The sequence below is a fragment of the Tsukamurella conjunctivitidis genome (assembly GCF_007858475.1).
In the GTDB taxonomy this organism is placed as follows: Bacteria; Actinomycetota; Actinomycetes; order Mycobacteriales; family Mycobacteriaceae; genus Tsukamurella; species Tsukamurella conjunctivitidis.
This window is the reverse complement of record NZ_VIGX01000024.1, coordinates 35281-52693: the sequence shown is the minus strand read 5'-3', so window position 1 is coordinate 52693 and position 17413 is coordinate 35281. Positions and strand designations below refer to the sequence as shown.

Below are 17413 nucleotides of genomic sequence, written 5' to 3'. Positions count from 1 at the left end.
ACCTACCACCGCCGACGCCGTCAGGTCCGCCTCGGCCGGTTGACGCCCGTCGAATACGAGACGATCATCAACACAGCCGCCTCAGCGGCATGACACCGACACTGTCACCCGATCGTGCAGCAGTCCCGTTGAGCGAGTTGCGAGTAGGTTGACGCCGCGTCAGCTGACGCCGCCCCACCGACGCCGGCAACGATTCCGACGCACAGCAGCGAGACCACAAGGGCCACGGGACGGAATTCTCGGCGGTCGGCGAGATTCTCGCGGTGGGGTGCTCCTGTAACCATGCAGATCAGCTCACATTCGTTGGGTTGTCGTATGCCGTTGGGGCGCCGGGTTCGGTGCACCAACGCGCGACGCTCTGTTCGCCGCTATCAAGTATTCGGCGCCGCAGTGCCTCTGGATGGCATCGCACCGGGCGTACGCCCGGCCCGCGCATGTCCAGTCATCTGCCGCACGGCGGCTGCGGCGAACGCTGGCCTTGTTTACGGCACCCGGATCGATCGCCGTAGCTGCCATCAAGGCCGCGAGGTGGTCGACTGTGACGACCGGGAGGAACGGTCGATGCGCCGCCGGGCAGCGCGGCTGCGCTGCCGTCCCTTATATGTCCGACGGTGGGGCCAGGCAGAGGTGCTGGTCGGACTCACCGGTCGTGCTGTCGCCGATGACACTGGAGGGGTTGACGATCGTCCACGGAACTCCGCGCTCGCTGGCCAGGACCTGGATCCTCTGACCACGTAACACTCAAAGGATCCTGCTCCCGACGCGGTAGCCCAAGATGTGCACCACTCTCTCCAAGCCAGGCAGATCAGCGGCAAAGCCGGGGTACTCAAACGGTGGCGCGAGGGCAGTCGTCGGGGTAGACAGGAGGCCACTCGCGAGCGGCGCGGGTGATCAGGTGACAGATGGCGTTGGTTGGTTCCAGCGTTGCAGGCGACGAGGAGGCGTGAAATGTCTAGTTTCAGCGGTGGTGCTCTTGCCCAGCTTCTCGGTGAGAGTGCCTCTCATGCAGACCCTGCGGATCTCGTGGAGCAGCGTCGCAGTGTCGATCTGGAGTCCGCGGTCGAGGACTACCCGTGGGTGCGCCGGGACGAGGTGCTGATGGTCGACGGGCACCGGTTCTTTATCTGACTGAGCTCTGCACGGGTGAAACGAAGCAGTAGGAGCTGGTGGGTCCTGTCGCGGACCCGCCAGCTCCTCCTGGTACGCGAGCTGTGAGGCTTTAGATGGTCTGCACGGAGACGGCCTGCGGGCCGCGGTCGCCGGCCTGCTCCTCGAAGCTGACGCGGTCATTCTCGTCGAGGCTGCGGAAGCCGCCATTGGCGACGATGCCGGAGAAGTGGACGAAGAGGTCCTTGCTGCCGGAGTCCGGGGTGATGAACCCGAAGCCCTTGTCGGCGTTGAACCACTTGACGGTGCCCTGCTGAGCCATGCGATTACTCTCCTGAGTATCAAAGGTGTTGCAAGACCGAGTGTTTCGATCTTGGGTAGTGCGGAGGTACGCAGAAACAAAGCTACCGGGACTACTCACGGAGTTTGGGATGTGTCCGCCGCGGAAAATCTTCGCGAAACGAGCCACCAAGAAAATCAACCAATTTGACAGTAGCAGACATCTCGGTCGGTGGCTAGGCCTAGAGCGTTCTGAGTCGACCGAGGGGTCTAGCTCATGCTCCACGCAAGTAACGCGGCGACCGCGGCTCCGAGAATCCACGGCCACTTGCGCCGCCCTTTGGGTTCGGCGTTCTCATCTCTGGTCATATTCTGTCCCAACGTAATTGGTATTCTAGCGCAGCTGGTGGTGCTGCGGTGTTGCGCTTCTGGGGATGCTTGCAGGATGAGGGGAGACCCAGCCTCAAATCAGAGTGGGGAGGACATGAGGCTGGGCCTCGTGGCGGTCCCGGGTCCGATTCCAAGGTCGGAGCCCTGGGAGGTCACCTGCGCACCACGGCGCCCCTTCAGCGTAGCCCCGTCGCGAGATTTGCGCAGATATGCTGCGTCGGCGACAGATTCATGTACGGGAGATTCGCCGTAGTCGGTTCGCGACGGAGGGGAGTACGCGAGGGCCTCCGGTCGGTTGAGAAGCGACGCAGCAGCTGGTTGTCGCGCACCCGTCGGTGCGCTTGTCGAATCGGAAATCAGGAGATCAGTGTGGCACGAGCGAGCGAGCTCATCGAGGCAGGCGAGGTCGGTGCGCTCGACCCAACCGACCACCGGGAGGTGCTCGCCGCCTTGCTCGAAGCACCTGCGATCACCTTGGCGGACGCTGTCATCGACAACCGGCGCGAGATTTGAGTGACCGTTAGTTAGGACCACAGTTCACGCATGACGTCAAGGAAGTCGTGGCTTCGCCGAGCGCGTCGAGGACTGCATCGATGAACTCCTGAGCGGTAAGCGGGATGTTCCGCTTAGCCAGTTCGTAGGTCAGCTTCGGCTCGAGGGAGTCCACGGTCCGATCGTGCCACCGAGTGCTGACGCCGAGGGTGCGGTTCGTGTGAGGGGCGCGCGCCGCCTGCGACACGCCGGAGCGAGATTCCGACGCACGCGAGATTAGTTAGCGTGCGTCACTGGCCGCTATCGAGGGGAGTCGGGTGTATCTCCCCAGGTCAGCCGGGCGTTTTGAATATGCATAGTTTGACTTCCCGCTGGCGATAAATCATATTGTGGCGCAAGTGATCTGAAGAATTGCATCCAGGTGCTTAGCCGCCGCCACATGGGTGCGAGCGCCGCTAGGGTCTGTGTTGCGCCGGTAGTTCACCGGTGCCTCCACCGATCGGAGACGCGATGTCCGAGCGCCGTGCCCTGCCGCACCTCGACCGTGTTCGGGTCGAGGTGCGGCTCGAGTCCGAGCTCGCTGAGCGGCTGTACGACTTCGCCTCTGAGCGGCGCATGCGGCTCTCGGACGCGGCTGCTCGCGTGATCGAGACGGGGTTGAACACGATCGAGTCTGAAGGAGCGCGTACGGAGTAACCACACCAACCTGACGGGACGCCGTACTTCTCGTCTTACCTCGCACACGCAAAAGGCCTACGAGCGCCAACTCGCAGGCCTTGCGCACTAGACCAACGCCAATTGGTCTCGAACCTAGATCGTCCTGGGAAGGGGATCTGTCATGAGTTTGTCGTACCCAAAAGTCGATGTCAAGGACGTCGCGGCACGTGTGTCGGCGGAGGTGATCCGCTGATGGCCCGCTTCTCCGGTCACCATCGCTCCGCCAAGACGCTGGTAGCCTCGGTGGCGGCCACGCCCCCTGCTGCGTCGGTCGTCACTGAGCTGCCGGTACCGCCGGAACCGGTCCGGGAACTAGGTGCGCACCCACCCGAGCCGCAGGTATCTGCGATGTGGCTGGGCGCGCCAGAATCCTGGGTCCCGGAGGGACAGGAGGCGCTCTTCGACCGGCTCGCAACGCTGGGAGTACGCGGGCGCAGCAAGCGGAAGGTGGATGCGGCAGCGCGGTATTCGGCCGCGTTGCAGACGAGGCTGCCGGTCCGTGCCCGCCCCACCGTCGAGACCGCAGCTCGGGAAGTGTCCCGATACCTCGTCGACCACGTCGATGACCGCGGGACGCTGAATCTGTCTGTCGCGCTGCGGCGGTCGAATGTGGACCAGTATCTCGAGGATCGTCGCCGGCGAGGTCGGGATAAGGGTATGCACCAGGTGAAGTACCAGTTGTATGCGGTGGGCAGATTGGTGCATCCGCGGGAGTTCCCGCCGGCGAATCAGCCGATCTCGCCGCGTCCACGCCGGCACCGACCGGCAGGTGATCATGTGATCGCCGATCACTACGGCACCGCTGCGCGACTCGAGGGCGAGCTGCAGGTTCGCCTGTATCTGTTGCTCGACCTGTGTCTGGGAGTTGGTGCCCGACCGAGTGACTTCAAGGTCTTGCGCGGTGTCGATGTCACTGCGGGGCGCCGCGGTGGCCGCGACTACGCCGTCGTCTCGCTCCCGAATCACAGTGGCGGTCGCAGGTCTGTCCCTATCGCCGATCGCGCGGCGTCGAAGCGGTTGCTCACGCGCGCGGAGCAGGTGGGGGATGCGTCGCTGTTTCGGCCGGGGATGGCGCAGGCGGAACGCAATATGACGAACCGGATCAATGAGGATTTGCGCGCCAACAAACTTCGACCGTTGGACCTGTATGCGCTGCGGATGCGGTGGCTGACGGACCTCGCTGAGACTGTGCCGGCCGCTCTGTGGCTGCAACTGGCCGACGTCTCCACGCTGACAGCGCTCCGCGATGTCACCTCCGATCTACCCACCTATGGGATGTACTCGATTCTCGACTACGTGGCGGGGGTGCGGGCAGCATGATCACTCCCTTTCAGCCCACGCTGACCGTGGCGTCGCGCTTGTTCGACACGGTCATCGGCATCGTCGATCGTTCCGAAGCCGACAGTCTGATCGATTGCTGGCATGCCCTGGAACGGGGCGCCGGTGGCCGTCCGCCGAGCGGATTCGTCTATACGAGCCGGGCTGTCTTGACCGCGATCCTCATCCTGACGTTCCACCAGCGCACCGTGACGATCCGGCAGATCCTCGCCACGATCGCGGACATGACGGACGAGCAACTCGCCGCTGTCGGTATGGCGGGCGCTAACACCTCGGCCATCTACGACCAGCCGAAGCGTGAGTACACCCGATTCCACGCCTGGCTGACCCGCCAGTTCACCCCGGTCGATCCCCACGCTGACCTTCCAGCCCAACGGATCTCGAACAAGGAACACAAGCGACTGCTGGGCGACCGCACTGCCGAGCAGTGGCACGCCGCAGAACGCGCCGGCGAACGACTGAGCATCCTGATCAACCGGATCGTGGCCGCCTCGGTATGGGAGAAACGTCCGCAGGGTTGTCGCGGCGATCTCGTGACCGATGAATCGACCTTCGATCTCGCCCGTCACATGTACGGTCTCGGCGTCAAGGACGACAAGCTCCGTGGCGCCACCCCGGGAGGAAGTCCTTACGCTCGCGGGCAGGACAATGCAGTGAGCACCGGCTCTGAGCCCTTGGCTCTGAACGGCAAGATCACCAAGTCCGGGTACGGGCTCGGTCTGACTGCGCTGACCCGAGTCGGCGAACCTCACCAGCTGCACGCCGTACCTCCCGTCGTCATCGGCATCAGCGTCGGCAAGGTCACCTCCGGAAGCGTCGAGGGCCTCTTTGAAGCGCTGACCCGCGCTAAGGAAAACGACCTGACCGGTCGAAGCCCTAGCTCTCGGGCGGCGTGGCCGTTCCTGACCGTCGACATGGGGTACAACGTCAAGCGCACGTGGGCCGAGACGATGATCCGCGAGCAGTACGCCTACGTCGGCCGTTACCCCAGTCACTGGAAGACGGTCTATCCGAGCGCTCCCGCGGCAGGCCGGGAGACCGACCCCGGACCTGTGCAAGTCGCCGGGGACTTCTACTGCCCCGCGGTGCAGCCGCACATCAATAAGTTCACGGTGCGGCCGACTCGGACCATGCTCGAGTCGAATCCATCGGGTTTCGCCGAGCACGATCGAGCCCTCGCGCAGGTCCTCCCGCTCCTGATGGGTCGAAACTCGCGCCCCGAATACCGCAACGTCACCCGAGGACGCCCCAGAATCGGAGGCTCCCGAGACGAGCAGCTGACCGTCAAGCTGGTCTGCCCCGCCGCCATGGGACGCGTCCGGTGTCCCCTCAAACCCGAGTCGCTGTCGGTAGATTCCAGCGTCCCGGCCGTCGACCCGACGTGGTCCGCAGACCGCTACGGTTGCTGCTCGAACGCATCGCTGACAGTGACCCTGACGGACGCGCAGGTCAGGCTCGCCCAATGGGGCATGACTCCCGGATCGTGGGAACACGCGCTGTACTACGAGGCTGCCCGGTCCCTGACCGAGCAGCGATTTAGCCAACTCAAGTCGAACGCCGTCACCGGTTTGAAAGAGTTGGTCGAGGGACCACGACGCGAGCCGTTGATCGCGATCACCCTCGCCGCGGCAGTTGCGGTCCTCAACCACCGAACCCAAGAGGCCTACGACCGCCGACAACATCGAGCCGAATCCATTGATATCCGCATGCGCCTACTCGAATCCGATCTCGGACACCCGCCGGCGAAGACACCACCCCGAACCTGACCTAACGACCCGATCGGATGGCCGACCCTGCACAGCGCGGGGCCGGCCATCCGGCGTTTCGCAAGACGACCAATAAGTGGTGGAAAATCTCCCGCCCAAAATCGGACACTGGCCCAGGCCGCTGCTGCGGCAAACATCCGGTCTGGTCGGCACATCCGAAGCCGACGAGACCGCGACGATCCACCAACCACCACAGGTCTGTGCAAAGGCCTCCGACACCCGGCGTGTCGCCGCCAAAATGCGGTGGAATTCCTGCGATAATGAGGTGGAAAGCTCGTCAGGAAAACAGACCCTATACAGCAATTATGGAACTGCTCACAGAGAGCAGTTCCATGAACTGCTGGACCCGGGGTACGAACTCTTCAAGAGCCCGTACCCCGGGTTTCGTCGTTTCTGCCGACGTTCCGTCGGACTCCACCGTCCTTTGAAGAGGGCGGGCGCGATCACCGGCAGCGGTGCGGCGGTTCACGCGAGTCACGGTGTCCGCGGAGGTGTTCGAGTCAGCGTGCGCTGCTGGTGTAGGCGTTGCTGTCCGACGGTCCGGTTCCGGTGAGCATGATGTGGTCCGCGACGGAGTCGAGGTCGACGGCCGGTCCGGCGCTGTCGGAGTGGGCGATGGTGAGGACCGCGGCGAGCCGCGGGGCGTCGTCGGCGTAGGCGGTGGTGTCGATGGTGATGATGTCCGTACCCGCTTTGACGACGTGCGAGGACAGGCGTGCTCCGATGCTGATCCGCTGGCCGATACGCAGTGCGTCCAGAGCGGTGAACTGTTGTGCCGCATGGACGATGCGGGAGAGATTGCAGTTGGGGATCGCGCGACTGACGAGGGCCGCTGCGGCGTCGAACATGGGTGCGGCCAGCAGGGTGATCGGTACGGGGCAGTCCGGGGCGAGGATGCCGCGCCCGGCGTAGGCGATGTGGGGGTCGCGGGTGGCCCGGGCGAAGGCCCTGACGGCCTCGGAACTGACCTCGTAGGCGTCGTGGAACCACAGGTCCCAGCCGTCGGCGTACGGGGCGTCTGCAGCATCGGATTGACGACTGTTCGGTGAGGGCACGAGTCGTTTTTACTCGATTCTTCCGAGCGCGGTAACCGCTCGGAATTCATGTACACCGAAATCTAATTGTTCGGCGATGCGGGGCGCTGTGTTCTGCATTACTTTTCCAGCTGATGCTCGTGCTGAACGCACGGGAGACCCGTAGCCGAACGAAAGGCCGCCATGCCTGAGCTGGATCCCCACTTCGAGGATGTGCAGGCCCACTACGACCTGTCGGATGAATTCTTCCGGCTGTTCCTCGATCCGACGCAGACGTACTCGTGCGCCTACTTCGAGCGCGAGGAGATGACCCTGGAGGAGGCTCAGCTCGCGAAGGTCGACCTGTCCCTCGGCAAGCTCGGCCTCACGCCCGGGCAGACGCTGCTCGATGTCGGATGCGGTTGGGGAACAACGCTGATCCGTGCGGTGGAGAAATACGATGTCAACGTGGTGGGTTTGACGCTGTCGAAGAACCAGTACGAGTCGGTCAGCCGCCGCCTGGCGGACCTGAAGTCCGATCGCTCCGCGGAGGTACGGCTGCAGGGGTGGGAGGAGTTCGACGCTCCGGTCGATGCGATCGTCAGCATCGGGGCTTTCGAGCACTTCACCCACGAGCGCCATCTCGCCTTCTTCGACCGCGCCTTCGATATTCTCCCGGACGGTGGCAGGGCGATGATCCACACCATCATGACCTTCGGAATGGACACTTTCCGGGGTAGGAGCAAAGTCACCCGCGCCGATTTCGACTTCTTCCGTTTCATCCGCACCGAGATCTTTCCGGGCGGCGAACTCCCCATCACCAAGTACTTCCCTCTTCTCGCCGAAATGGGCGGATTCGACGTGGTCCAGGTGCAGAGCCTGCAACCGCACTACGCGAGGACCCTCGACATCTGGGCGGCGAACCTGGAGGCGGCGCGCGAGCAGGCCCTTCGGATTCATCCACAGGCCGTGTACGACACGTACATGACGTACCTGACCGGTTGTGCGGATGCGTTCCGCCGCGGTCTGATCGACGTCCGACAGCACACTCTGGTCAAGCCGGAGCAGGGCGGACGCCACCGTTCGCTCGAGGAGGTGCTGGCGTCGCACCCGGAGGTCGACGCCGCCGCCGGCACGACCGCGGCACGGTTCATCCCGTCGCGCTAGCGACGCCTGAGGACCGCTGTGGCGGCCGAACGATCTCAGGCACGTTCTGATCCGATCCCATCCGGATCGCTCTCCGCGCCGAATACCTCATGTCCAGGTAGGCCGACGAGGGAGTTCCGGTGACAGACAGACGGACGGGATTGCTCGACGCGGTCGTGGACCGATCCATCGTGTTCGGCTATTCGAAGATCGGCTTCGCGCTGCGCAGGGCTCGATGGGGCACGGACGATCCGCGCCCCGGCTCCCTGGCCGGGCGCACGGTCGTCGTCACCGGAGCCACCTCGGGCATCGGGGCGGCGATCGCCGAGCAGGTCGCGGGCCTGGGGGCGAAGGTCGTGATCACGGGGCGCAACGGTGCGCGTGCCGATGAGGTGCGTGCCCGCATCCTCCGGAATCATCCGGGGAGCGTCGTCGCCGTCGAACTGGGCGATGTCTCGGATCTCGCCGCGGTTCCCGATCTGGCGCGGCGGCTCGCGGCACACGGTGTCGACGTGATCGTGCACAACGCCGGTGTGATGCCGCCGCAGTGGACCGCGGCCACCAACGGTCACGAACTCTCCCTCGCCACGCACGTCCTGGGGCCGGTACTCCTGACGGATCTGCTGGTGCCCCAGCTGGCTGACAGCGAGGACGCCCGCGTGATCTTCATGTCGTCGGGCGGGATGTACACCGCCGAGCTTCCCGTCGACGATCTCGACTACCGCGCCGGCCGGTACAAGGGCGCCACCGCGTACGCGCGGAGCAAGTGCGTCCAGGTGGCGATGGTGCCGATCCTGGCGCGCCGGTGGGCGTCGGCGGACGTCACCGTGGCGGGAATGCACCCCGGATGGGTGGCCACCCCCGGCGTCGCCGACTCCCTGCCCGGTTTCACCAAGGTGACCGGTCCGCTGCTGCGGGACGCGGACCAGGGCGCCGACACCGCCGTCTGGCTCGCGGCGACCACTCCGAAGCCCGAGAACGGACGGTTCTGGCACGATCGCGCCCCACGGCCGGAGCGCTACCTGCGACGCACCGAGTTCACCGAGACCGATCGGGCGGCGGTCTGGCGTCGGGTGTGCTCCTTCGCGGGCATCGCACCCTAGCCGCGAACTCTTCTCGTATCACCTCACACCTGGAAGGCACATCGCGTGATCACCAAGCAGCAGACCGTGCACACCTCGGCGCCCGCGAGCGCCGTGTTCGCATACCTGGCCGACTTCACCAACGCCCAGGAGTGGGATCCCAACGCCGTCGCGGTAGCGCGGCTCACCGGTGACGGCGGCGTGGGCTCGACCTACCGGGTCACGAGCACGTTCGCCGGCGCCCGGACCGACCTCGACTACGAACTCACCGAACTCGAGCCCACCTCGCTGATCCGCTTGCGGGGACACAAGAGCTCCCTCACCGCGGTCGACACCATCACCATCGCGCCCACGGGATCGGGCAGTGCCGTCACCTACGCCGTGGAGTTCGCCTTCCACGGCGTCTTCCGCCTTCTCGAGCCGGTCCTGACCCTCGCCGTGAACAAGCTCTTCGCCGACGGGGCCAAGGGCTTGTCGGCGCACCTGGAGAAGCTGGCCTGAGCGCAGCGCACAGGAGCCGCCCTTCGTCGGAGTCGATCCGTCCGGGCTTCGGCTCCGAATGACTGGTGACAATGATTCCGACCGAGGAGGCGTCGCACCGTATGAGCACCACGGGCCGCCAAGGCAGACCTGCGCGGATGAACCGCGACAAGATCGTCGAGATGGCGATCGAGATCGTGACCCAGGAGGGCTACTCGAGCCTCTCCATGCGCTACCTCGCCGACCGACTCGGCACGAGCACCATGGGCATCTACTACTACTTCGCCTCGAAGAACGAGCTGCTCGGCTTCCTGTTCAGCCTGTCCGACGGTGCGGGGGACGCCGGGGAGCTCGAGAAGCTCGACCCGTTCGAGCGCGCCGTGCGGACCTCGGAGGCGGTGGCCGAGTTCCTGGAAGTCCACTCCTGGGCGCTCTCGGGAGTGCTGGACGGTCACGTCGGGATCGAGGAGCTCACCCGCAACCACGCGCTCGTCCTGACGGAGAGCGTCCGCGATCTCGGGTTCGACGACGACGAGGCGGCCGAGACGGTGCGCGGGATCTGGCGGATCGCGCTCGGCGAGGCCGTGATGCGATCCTCGCCGGTGCCCGCCGGCGTCGGCGCACGCGAGGCGGGAGGCCGGGGCGGCGATTCCGCGGGGCCGTCCGTGGCGGAGACGATCGAGAGCTACCTCTCGGGACGGCTCACTCGGGTGCGCCGGCGGTCGCCCAGCGGCTGAGCCCTGCCGGGCCCGCGCACGCGGACACCGTCGGGCGTGCACCGACCTAGTATGCGAAGCATGGCCCGGTACGTCGACGAGGATCTGCGCGGAGTGGAGTTCCGCGAGTGCGACCTGTCCGGGGCGCGCCTGGTCGGCGTGGTGATGCGTGACGCCGTGATCGACGGCCTCGTCACCGGCCTCGTGGTCAATGGTGTCGAGGTCGGCGGGTACGTCGAGGCGGAGCTCGACCGGCGCCATCCGGTGCGACCGCTGATCCGCTCCGAGAGTACTGCGGACCTGGCCCGTGCGGCGCGGATGCTCCACGGCGCCTGGGTGGCGACGATCGAGCGGATCCGCCGCACCCCCGGCAGCGAGCGCCGCACCGTCAACCATGAGTGGTCGGCGATCCAGACCCTGCGCCACCTCGTCTTCGTCCACGACTCCTGGTTCCGGCGGTGCTGCCTCGGCTCGACGGACCTCTTCACGCCGATGGGCCTGGGCCCGGACGCCGAGCCCTATCGCGGAGCGCACGGGCTCGATCTCACGGCGGATCCGGAACTCGACGAGGTCGTCGCCGCGCGCGCCGCCCAGGCTGCCGAGCTCGAGGCCTGGCTCGAGCGGGCCGCGCCGGAAGAACTCGCCGCGCCGGCGCCGGTGCCCGGCGACGACGTCTGGCCGCCCTACGCGCGCGGGCGGACGGTACGACAGTGCCTCGGCACCGTCCTGAACGAGACCTTCGAGCACCACCGCTTCTGCGTCCGCGACCTCGACCTCATCGCCGCGCAGGACCGGCCGGCGACGTAGCGCCGGCGCGGCTCACTTCCGCGGGCCGACGCCCCGTCCGACCGCCCGGACCGCTGCGGTGGTGAAGGCCCGCATCGACGTGGTGCGGGCGGCGAACAGGTCTGCGGCGTGGTACATCCCGGGCTCGACGACGAGTTCCACCGGCACCCCGGCCGCCTCCAACCGGCGCGCGTAGTCGAGGTCCTCGTCGTGGAAGAGATCGAGCTCGCCGACGCCGATCCACGCGGGCGGCAGGCCGCTGAGATCCGTCCGCCGCGCGGGCGCGGAGTAGGCGGGCACCTCCCGGGCGGCGTGCCCGGCACCGAGGTAGGCGTCCCACGCGAAGGCGTTCGAGCGCCGGGTCCACGTCAGGGCACCGCGGTGATCCGCGGGCCGGATGGTGGTGCGGTCGTCGAGCATGGGGTAGATCAGCAGTTGGAAGGCGACGGGGACGCCCTCGTCGACGGCGCGCTGGGCGACGCCGGCGGCGAGCCCGCCCCCGGCGCTCGCCCCGCCGACCGCGACGCGTGCCGGATCGATCCCGAGGTCCGCCGCGGCGTCGTGCAGCCAACGCAGCGCGGCGAAACAGTCGTCGTGGCCGGCGGGGAACGGGTGCTCCGGCGCCAGCCGGTATCGCGCGCTGACCACGACGACGCCGTTGTCGCGGGCGATCCGGACGCACCGCCGATGATCGACCTCCGGGGAGCCGATGATCGTACCTCCGCCGTGGATCCACAGCAGCGCACCGCCGTTCGGCTCGACGGGCGTGTAGACGTAGACGTCCTGGCCGCCGTCGACGGCCTCCCTGCGCACGGTCACGCCGCCCCCGGTCGGTGCGGCGGCGGGCGGTGCCGGCATCGCGCGGACCACCCTGAGGGTGAGCGGCCCCAGCGAGGGCAGGAGGGCCGCGGCGGGCTTGCGCAACCCGGGCGCGACGGCGCGCAGGGCGCGCGTCCTCCGCACAGCCGTCACGGTCGCGACGACGGCGGGCAGCACCATCCAGTGAGGTTTCATCGGACGTCCGTTCGCCGGTGGGGTCCGGACCGAGGGTGCACGGCCCGGGTAGCTCCTACGGATCATCGCGCATTCCGTCCCCGTCCACGGGTAGACGCCGGGGTCGGCTGACCGCGAATGCGCCCGCGGTGAGCGCCGCGCTCGCGGCCGTCCCCAGGACGGCGATGGCGACCGGCAGTTCGAGGGGCTGTGCGAGGCTGCCGACCAGTGGCGGGCCGCCGAGATGCGCGAGGTAGCCGACCGCACTCACCGCCGCCGTCGCCCCCGCGACCGACCCGGGGGTGCCTTCCGTCGCGACTTCGAGCGCGATGGGGAACACGGGTCCGAGCGCCAGGCCGACGATGACGACCCCCGCGTACGTGGCCGGCCAACCCGGGACGACCACGCCGATGCCCGTACCGACGGTCGAGGTCACTGCGGCGAGTACGAGGTAGCGCCCGCGCCCGAGCTGCGAGACGATGCCGTTGCCCCCCGACCGGGAGACGAACATCGCAGCGCTGAACGCGACGACCACCGTCGACCCGACTGCGAAGCCCGCGTTGTGGTCCCGCGCGACGAGCAGCGCCGACCAGTCGGTGAGAACTCCTTCGAGGAGCAGGCCCGCCACGGCCACGGCCGCGATCGCGGGCGTGATCGCCCGTGCCAGGGACACCCGCGGCGCCGGGGCGAGACCGGCGAGAGGCTCGACGGTGCGCGGAACGTGCGGACCCGCGCAGACGAGGAGCAGGAGGAGTACTCCGGCGGTGCCGGCGAATTGCATCGAGACGGGTATACCGGCGCCGCTGGCCGCCGCTCCACCCCCGGCTCCGCATAGAGTCCCGAGGCTGTAGCCGCCGTGGAGGCGGGAGAGGACCGGCCCGCCCGTGCGCCGCTTCTGGAATTCGATTCCGGTGGTGTTCATCGCGACGTCGAGCACCCCCGACGCGGCGCCGAGCGCGGCGAGTATCAGGCCCAGGCTCACGGGCCCGGTCGCGGTCGCGATTGCCGGTAGCCCCGCCGCGAAGATGGCGGCGGATCCCCGGCAGACGATCCCGCCGTCGACCCGGTGCAGTAGCCGACCGGTGAGCAGGAGCGCGGGTACCGAGCCTGCGGCGACTCCGAACAGCGCAGCACCCAGCGCGGCGTCGGAGAGCCCCAGGCGGTCCTTGACCTCTGGAATCCGTGGCGCCCAGCTGGACAGCACCGCCCCGTTGACGAAGTAGACGAGCCAGAGCCCGAGAACAGGACGTGCGGAGTTAGGAGTGCGTCGGAACATGCGGCCTCGTGGCCGCCCTGACGGGAGTGAGAGCGACCCCCGGACGGAACAGGAACCGCGGCGCATCGTGCGCCGAGGACCAGCGAACCACCGGGCCGACAATTCCGCAAGAGGCCCTCCGTGCGGCGCGCGATCGCATCCCCGGGAGAACACTCGTCGGTGATGGAGACCGGAACCTGCGGGAAAGTCGGAATTTCCCGCGCCGCTGGTGCATGCATTCCTAGGACCCTCTTGGATGTGTTTATCCTTCTCCCGAAGATCACGAACAAGATTGCTGTCAGCGACTGTCAGCCTGTACTGATCGCCATTCCGTCGAGCAGCCGGCGGGGAGCAGCCCCACGGAAGGCACGAATCGTATGAGCACGACGCGCACCGACAGCACCTCGGAATCCGGCCCCGCCCTGGAGGTCGGAACCACGGTCGTCGCCTTCGCCGGCTCGGACCGCGAGGCCCGGGGCCGCATCGTCGACGACTTCGGTGAGTTCACCCCCGTCGCCACGGAGTACGACGGCGAGCGCATCGCCGAGCCCGCCCGACGGTGGGCGGTGCTCACCGAGGCGGGCGCGCTGGTCTTCGCGGACTCCGCGGATCTGACGGCCGACGCCCAGGAGTGATAGAAACTACCGCTTGACATATCACTGCGGGCGCAGCAGACTTCGGAACCAGTTCCTACACCCGTGTACGAATCGTTCCGACAGGCTGGAGCCGAGCAATGGTGTCCCTCAATGACAGGTCGTCCGCGGCGAGTGCCGGCACGGAGCCGGTCGGCGTGGAGATCCACGCCCGCAACGTCGAATTCGACTGGGAGAACGTTCCCCTCGAGTGGATCCCCGGCGAGCCCGTCGCCAGCGACATCGTCAGCTCGGTCCTGCACGCGGTGCTCCCCGAGGGCGAGCGCTGGTTCTGCGAGGTCTACACCGAGGCGCTGCCGTACGTGAAGGACGAGGACCTCGCCCGGACGATGCGGGGCTTCATCGGCCAGGAGGCGATGCACGCCGAATCGCACGACCGGGCCCTTGCGGAGTACCTGGAGCGCTGCGGGATCGACACCGCACCCATGGCCCGGCAGGCCGAGTACATCTTCCGCCGGATCCTCGCGCCGCGACGCTACCGCTCGGATCGCGCGCAGTACAACGACATGGTCCAGCGGCTCTGGCTCATCGCCGGCATCGAGCATTACACCGCGATTCTCGGCGTCTTCGCGCTCAACAACGCCTGGGACCGCTACGACGTGAACCCCGTGATGGCCGACATCTGCCGCTGGCACGGCGCCGAAGAGGTCGAGCACCGGTCCGTCGCGCACGACGTGGCGAACTACTTCGACCCGAGCTACCTCCACCGCGTCCGGGCGATGCTCACCGTGGTCTTCTTCCTCGGCCTCACCCTGCACCGCTCGTCGGGCTTCCTGCTGCGCAAGGACCCGAACTTCAGCTACTCCTACCCGCGCCTGTGGTGGGAGTACCTCAAGGCCTCGCACAAGAACCTGCTGCCCAAGATCCGGCACGTCATCAAGTTCACGCTGCTCTACTTCAAGCCCAGCTTCGACCCCGCGTCGATCGGCTCCACGGCACAGGCCGTCGCGTACCTCGCCACGTCGCCCGCCGCCCGCGCCGCCGAGGCCTGATCCGCACGGCCCGGCCCCGTCGGCAACACTGGGAGCCGAGTACCGGCCACCCGAGAGGACCACGACACAGCATGATCAGCACCCGCATCACGGAGATGTTCGGCATCGACCACCCGGTGGTCTGCGGCGGCATGACGGGCCTGGGCACCGCGCCGCTCATCTCCGCCGTCGCCAACGCCGGCGCGCTGGGCTTCCTCACCGCGCTGACCCAGCCGAGTCCGGAGGCGCTGGCCGCCGAGATCAAGCGCACGCAGGACCTGACGGACAAGCCCTTCGGCGTGAACCTGACGATCCTGCCGACGATCAACCCCGTCCCGTACGACGAGTACCGCGCGGTCATCGTCGAATCCGGCATCACGATCGTCGAGACCGCCGGGTCGAGCCCCGCGCCGCACCTGCCCGACTTCCAGGCGGCCGGCGTCAAGGTGATCCACAAGGCCACCAGCGTCCGCCACGCGCTCTCCGCCGAGCGCAAGGGCGTCGATGTGATCAGCATCGACGGCTTCGAGTGCGCTGGCCACCCGGGCGAGGACGACGTGCCCGGCCTGATCCTGATCCCCGCCGCGGTGCGCGCGCTGTCCATTCCGGTCATCGCCTCCGGCGGCATCGCCACCGGTAGCGGCCTCGCCGCGGCGCTCGCCCTCGGCGCCGACGCCGTGAACATGGGTACCCGGTTCATGGCGACCGCCGAGGCGCCGATCCACGAGAACGTCAAGAACCAGATCGTCGCCAACTCCGAGCGCGACACCGTGCTCGTCTTCCGCAACTTCCACAACACCGCGCGCGTCGTGCGGAACACGGTCTCCGAGCAGATCGTCGAGATCGGCGAGCGCCCCGGCGCGACCTTCGACGACGTGGCCGAGCTCGCCTCCGGTGCCCGCGGCCGCGCCAACGTCCTCGGCGAGGGCCGCATGGACGACGGGATGTGGTGGGCCGGCCAGACTCAGGGCCTCATCGACTCCGTGGACACGGTCGCCGGTGTGGTGGGCACCGTCGTCGCCGAGGCGGAGCAGATCATGACCCGCCGCCTCCCGGGCCTCGTCCGCGACTGACGGCTCCGCGGGCCCGACGGTGCCGCACCGCCGGGTCAGGAGGCCAGGGCCACCGCGTCGCCGGTCCGCTTCGCGGTGTACATCGCGCGGTCGGCGTCGGCGAGCAGCGTGTCGAGCAGCGAGGCGTCGACCACGGGGTGCTCGTCGACGCCGACCCCGACGCTCGCCGTCACGACGATCCCGTCTGATGCCGGGAGGGAGGCCACCCCGCGGCGGATCCGCTCGCCGAGCGCGATGCAGGCCGGCGTGCTCCGACCCATCACGAGCAGTGCGAACTCGTCGCCGCCCAGGCGGGCGACGATCGCGTCGTCGGCCGCGCCCTCGACCCGCAGGACGCGCGAGACCCGGACCAGCACCTCGTCGCCGGCGGCGTGGCCCTGCTGGTCGTTGATGTCCTTGAAGCGGTCGAGATCGAGAACGAGGACGCCGACGTGCGCCGCGGCCGGCATGCGGCGCATCGCCCACGTCGCCCAGCGGGTGCTGAGGCCGCGCCGGTTGGGGATGCCGGTCAGCTGGTCCGTCCCGGCCTCGGCGGTGTCGAGCCAGGAGAAGGACATACCGAACTGCATCGTCGCCGGTACGCCGATGGTGGCACCGACGAGAATCCCCGTCCCGAGGGTGGTCAGGAAGGCACCGTGCTCCGCGGCCACCGGCGGCGCCGATGCCGCGATCGCGGCGGCGACGAGCAGGGAGTTCAGAACGAAGGCGCGGGTCGACAGGATGAGCGCGCCGAAGGTTGCGATCATCGCGAGACTCGCGATGCCGAGCGCGGCCGCGACGGGGTCCGTCTGGGCGGAGCTGGCCACGTAGATCGCGATGATCGCCGTGGCGACGAAGACGCCGGCCTCTCGCGCGGTGGGGACGGGGCCCACCTGCCAGCGCACCGCCCATCCGACCGCCACGACGCCGCAGACGATCAGTCGTACGACGGTCAGTGTGGTCAGCGGCTCGATGTCGAGCATGAGGGCGAAGGACATCAGCCCGAGCAGGGACGCGCAGATGCTCACGACCGTGCGCACGAGTCCGAGCAGGGAGCGGTTGCGCAGGTAGGTGATCCGCTCGTCGTACGTGGGCGCGTCCGACCACCACGCTGACAGCAGTGCGGGCAGCGTGGTGCGGAGGCCGGGGCGCGAGGGCACGATGCGTTCAGCGTATC

19 protein-coding genes are annotated in these 17413 nt (G+C 67.7%); 14 read left to right on the top strand and 5 right to left on the bottom strand.

The window, feature by feature from the left end; translation table 11 throughout:
• Positions 1 to 948 precede the first annotated feature (948 nt).
• The gene (locus FK530_RS22495) at positions 949 to 1128 is read left to right on the top strand and encodes a hypothetical protein (RefSeq protein ID WP_141661161.1); all 180 of its coding nucleotides are present in this window, start codon (positions 949 to 951) and stop codon (positions 1126 to 1128) included.
• Positions 1129 to 1219: 91 nt separating this feature from the next.
• On the opposite strand, the gene FK530_RS22490 is transcribed toward FK530_RS22495, so the two are convergent.
• On the bottom strand, positions 1220 to 1429 hold the full coding sequence (locus FK530_RS22490; protein WP_146489198.1) for a cold-shock protein: 210 nt from the start codon (positions 1427 to 1429) through the stop codon (positions 1220 to 1222).
• A 109-nt stretch (positions 1430 to 1538) separates the two neighbouring features.
• Here FK530_RS22490 and FK530_RS27030 point away from each other — a divergent pair, with 109 nt between their 5' ends.
• From FK530_RS27030 to FK530_RS22470, 5 genes are all read left to right on the top strand, one after another.
• A complete protein-coding gene (locus FK530_RS27030) occupies positions 1539 to 1772 on the top strand; it encodes a transposase (protein WP_369123353.1) in 234 nt (77 codons plus the stop codon).
• Positions 1773 to 2145: 373 nt separating this feature from the next.
• Positions 2146 to 2289, top strand: a complete 144-nt coding sequence (locus tag FK530_RS25980) for a hypothetical protein (protein WP_156508256.1) — start codon at positions 2146 to 2148, stop codon at positions 2287 to 2289.
• A gap of 489 nt (positions 2290 to 2778) precedes the next feature.
• Positions 2779 to 2964 (top strand): hypothetical protein, encoded by a 186-nt coding sequence (locus FK530_RS22480; protein WP_068526538.1) that lies wholly within the window; start codon positions 2779 to 2781, stop codon positions 2962 to 2964.
• Positions 2965 to 3177: 213 nt separating this feature from the next.
• Positions 3178 to 4305 (top strand): hypothetical protein, encoded by a 1128-nt coding sequence (locus FK530_RS22475; RefSeq protein ID WP_146489196.1) that lies wholly within the window; start codon positions 3178 to 3180, stop codon positions 4303 to 4305.
• Entirely contained in the window at positions 4302 to 6089 is a 1788-nt protein-coding gene (locus tag FK530_RS22470) for a hypothetical protein (protein WP_146489195.1), read from the top strand. Before FK530_RS22475 ends, FK530_RS22470 begins: the two co-directional genes overlap by 4 nt.
• A 500-nt stretch (positions 6090 to 6589) precedes the next feature.
• Here FK530_RS22470 and FK530_RS22465 read toward each other — a convergent pair whose 3' ends face one another.
• Positions 6590 to 7144 carry an FAS1-like dehydratase domain-containing protein gene (locus FK530_RS22465; RefSeq protein ID WP_146489194.1) on the bottom strand — a complete coding sequence of 185 codons (555 nt, stop codon included), beginning with the start codon at positions 7142 to 7144 and terminating at the stop codon, positions 6590 to 6592.
• A gap of 162 nt (positions 7145 to 7306) precedes the next feature.
• Here FK530_RS22465 and FK530_RS22460 point away from each other — a divergent pair, with 162 nt between their 5' ends.
• The 5 genes from FK530_RS22460 (at position 7307) to FK530_RS22440 (ending at position 11333) form a co-directional block, all read left to right on the top strand.
• The gene (locus FK530_RS22460; protein ID WP_146489193.1) at positions 7307 to 8269 is read left to right on the top strand and encodes a cyclopropane mycolic acid synthase family methyltransferase; all 963 of its coding nucleotides are present in this window, start codon (positions 7307 to 7309) and stop codon (positions 8267 to 8269) included.
• Positions 8270 to 8388: 119 nt separating this feature from the next.
• Complete coding sequence (locus FK530_RS22455; protein ID WP_146489192.1) at positions 8389 to 9351, top strand: SDR family NAD(P)-dependent oxidoreductase; 963 nt, start codon at positions 8389 to 8391, stop codon at positions 9349 to 9351.
• A gap of 45 nt (positions 9352 to 9396) precedes the next feature.
• Positions 9397 to 9831 (top strand): SRPBCC family protein, encoded by a 435-nt coding sequence (locus FK530_RS22450; RefSeq protein ID WP_146489191.1) that lies wholly within the window; start codon positions 9397 to 9399, stop codon positions 9829 to 9831.
• 137 nt (positions 9832 to 9968) lie between these two features.
• Positions 9969 to 10547 carry a TetR/AcrR family transcriptional regulator gene (locus FK530_RS22445; RefSeq protein WP_158645176.1) on the top strand — a complete coding sequence of 193 codons (579 nt, stop codon included), beginning with the start codon at positions 9969 to 9971 and terminating at the stop codon, positions 10545 to 10547.
• A 60-nt stretch (positions 10548 to 10607) separates the two neighbouring features.
• A complete protein-coding gene (locus tag FK530_RS22440) occupies positions 10608 to 11333 on the top strand; it encodes a DinB family protein (RefSeq protein ID WP_166443336.1) in 726 nt (241 codons plus the stop codon).
• A gap of 12 nt (positions 11334 to 11345) precedes the next feature.
• Here FK530_RS22440 and FK530_RS22435 read toward each other — a convergent pair whose 3' ends face one another.
• Both FK530_RS22435 and FK530_RS22430 read right to left on the bottom strand, forming a co-directional pair.
• Positions 11346 to 12326, bottom strand: a complete 981-nt coding sequence (locus tag FK530_RS22435; RefSeq protein WP_231706758.1) for an alpha/beta hydrolase — start codon at positions 12324 to 12326, stop codon at positions 11346 to 11348.
• A gap of 55 nt (positions 12327 to 12381) precedes the next feature.
• Positions 12382 to 13581 carry an MFS transporter gene (locus FK530_RS22430; RefSeq protein WP_158645175.1) on the bottom strand — a complete coding sequence of 400 codons (1200 nt, stop codon included), beginning with the start codon at positions 13579 to 13581 and terminating at the stop codon, positions 12382 to 12384.
• A gap of 356 nt (positions 13582 to 13937) precedes the next feature.
• Between FK530_RS22430 and FK530_RS22425 the strand changes: the two genes are divergently transcribed.
• The 3 genes from FK530_RS22425 (at position 13938) to FK530_RS22415 (ending at position 16257) form a co-directional block, all read left to right on the top strand.
• Entirely contained in the window at positions 13938 to 14195 is a 258-nt protein-coding gene (locus FK530_RS22425; protein ID WP_146489187.1) for a hypothetical protein, read from the top strand.
• 98 nt (positions 14196 to 14293) lie between these two features.
• A complete protein-coding gene (locus tag FK530_RS22420) occupies positions 14294 to 15205 on the top strand; it encodes a metal-dependent hydrolase (RefSeq protein WP_146489186.1) in 912 nt (303 codons plus the stop codon).
• 71 nt (positions 15206 to 15276) lie between these two features.
• Positions 15277 to 16257: an NAD(P)H-dependent flavin oxidoreductase gene (locus FK530_RS22415; RefSeq protein WP_146489185.1), complete on the top strand. Its 981-nt coding sequence runs from the start codon at positions 15277 to 15279 to the stop codon at positions 16255 to 16257.
• A 35-nt stretch (positions 16258 to 16292) separates the two neighbouring features.
• On the opposite strand, the gene FK530_RS22410 is transcribed toward FK530_RS22415, so the two are convergent.
• Complete coding sequence (locus FK530_RS22410) at positions 16293 to 17396, bottom strand: GGDEF domain-containing protein (RefSeq protein WP_146489184.1); 1104 nt, start codon at positions 17394 to 17396, stop codon at positions 16293 to 16295.
• Between the last annotated feature and the right edge of the window lie 17 nt (positions 17397 to 17413).

Excerpts from the sequence above, each read along its gene's own strand:
- FK530_RS22495 (WP_141661161.1), top strand. The coding sequence starts at position 949 with ATGTCTAGTTTCAGCGGTGGTGCTCTTGCCCAGCTTCTCGGTGAGAGT.
- FK530_RS22490 (WP_146489198.1), bottom strand. The coding sequence starts at position 1,429 with ATGGCTCAGCAGGGCACCGTCAAGTGGTTCAACGCCGACAAGGGCTTC.
- FK530_RS27030 (WP_369123353.1), top strand. The coding sequence starts at position 1,539 with ATGTGTCCGCCGCGGAAAATCTTCGCGAAACGAGCCACCAAGAAAATC.
- FK530_RS22480 (WP_068526538.1), top strand. The coding sequence starts at position 2,779 with ATGTCCGAGCGCCGTGCCCTGCCGCACCTCGACCGTGTTCGGGTCGAG.
- FK530_RS22475 (WP_146489196.1), top strand. The coding sequence starts at position 3,178 with ATGGCCCGCTTCTCCGGTCACCATCGCTCCGCCAAGACGCTGGTAGCC.
- FK530_RS22470 (WP_146489195.1), top strand. The coding sequence starts at position 4,302 with ATGATCACTCCCTTTCAGCCCACGCTGACCGTGGCGTCGCGCTTGTTC.
- FK530_RS22460 (WP_146489193.1), top strand. The coding sequence starts at position 7,307 with ATGCCTGAGCTGGATCCCCACTTCGAGGATGTGCAGGCCCACTACGAC.
- FK530_RS22445 (WP_158645176.1), top strand. The coding sequence starts at position 9,969 with ATGAACCGCGACAAGATCGTCGAGATGGCGATCGAGATCGTGACCCAG.
- FK530_RS22440 (WP_166443336.1), top strand. The coding sequence starts at position 10,608 with ATGGCCCGGTACGTCGACGAGGATCTGCGCGGAGTGGAGTTCCGCGAG.
- FK530_RS22435 (WP_231706758.1), bottom strand. The coding sequence starts at position 12,326 with ATGAAACCTCACTGGATGGTGCTGCCCGCCGTCGTCGCGACCGTGACG.
- FK530_RS22430 (WP_158645175.1), bottom strand. The coding sequence starts at position 13,581 with ATGTTCCGACGCACTCCTAACTCCGCACGTCCTGTTCTCGGGCTCTGG.
- FK530_RS22425 (WP_146489187.1), top strand. The coding sequence starts at position 13,938 with ATGAGCACGACGCGCACCGACAGCACCTCGGAATCCGGCCCCGCCCTG.
- FK530_RS22420 (WP_146489186.1), top strand. The coding sequence starts at position 14,294 with ATGGTGTCCCTCAATGACAGGTCGTCCGCGGCGAGTGCCGGCACGGAG.
- FK530_RS22415 (WP_146489185.1), top strand. The coding sequence starts at position 15,277 with ATGATCAGCACCCGCATCACGGAGATGTTCGGCATCGACCACCCGGTG.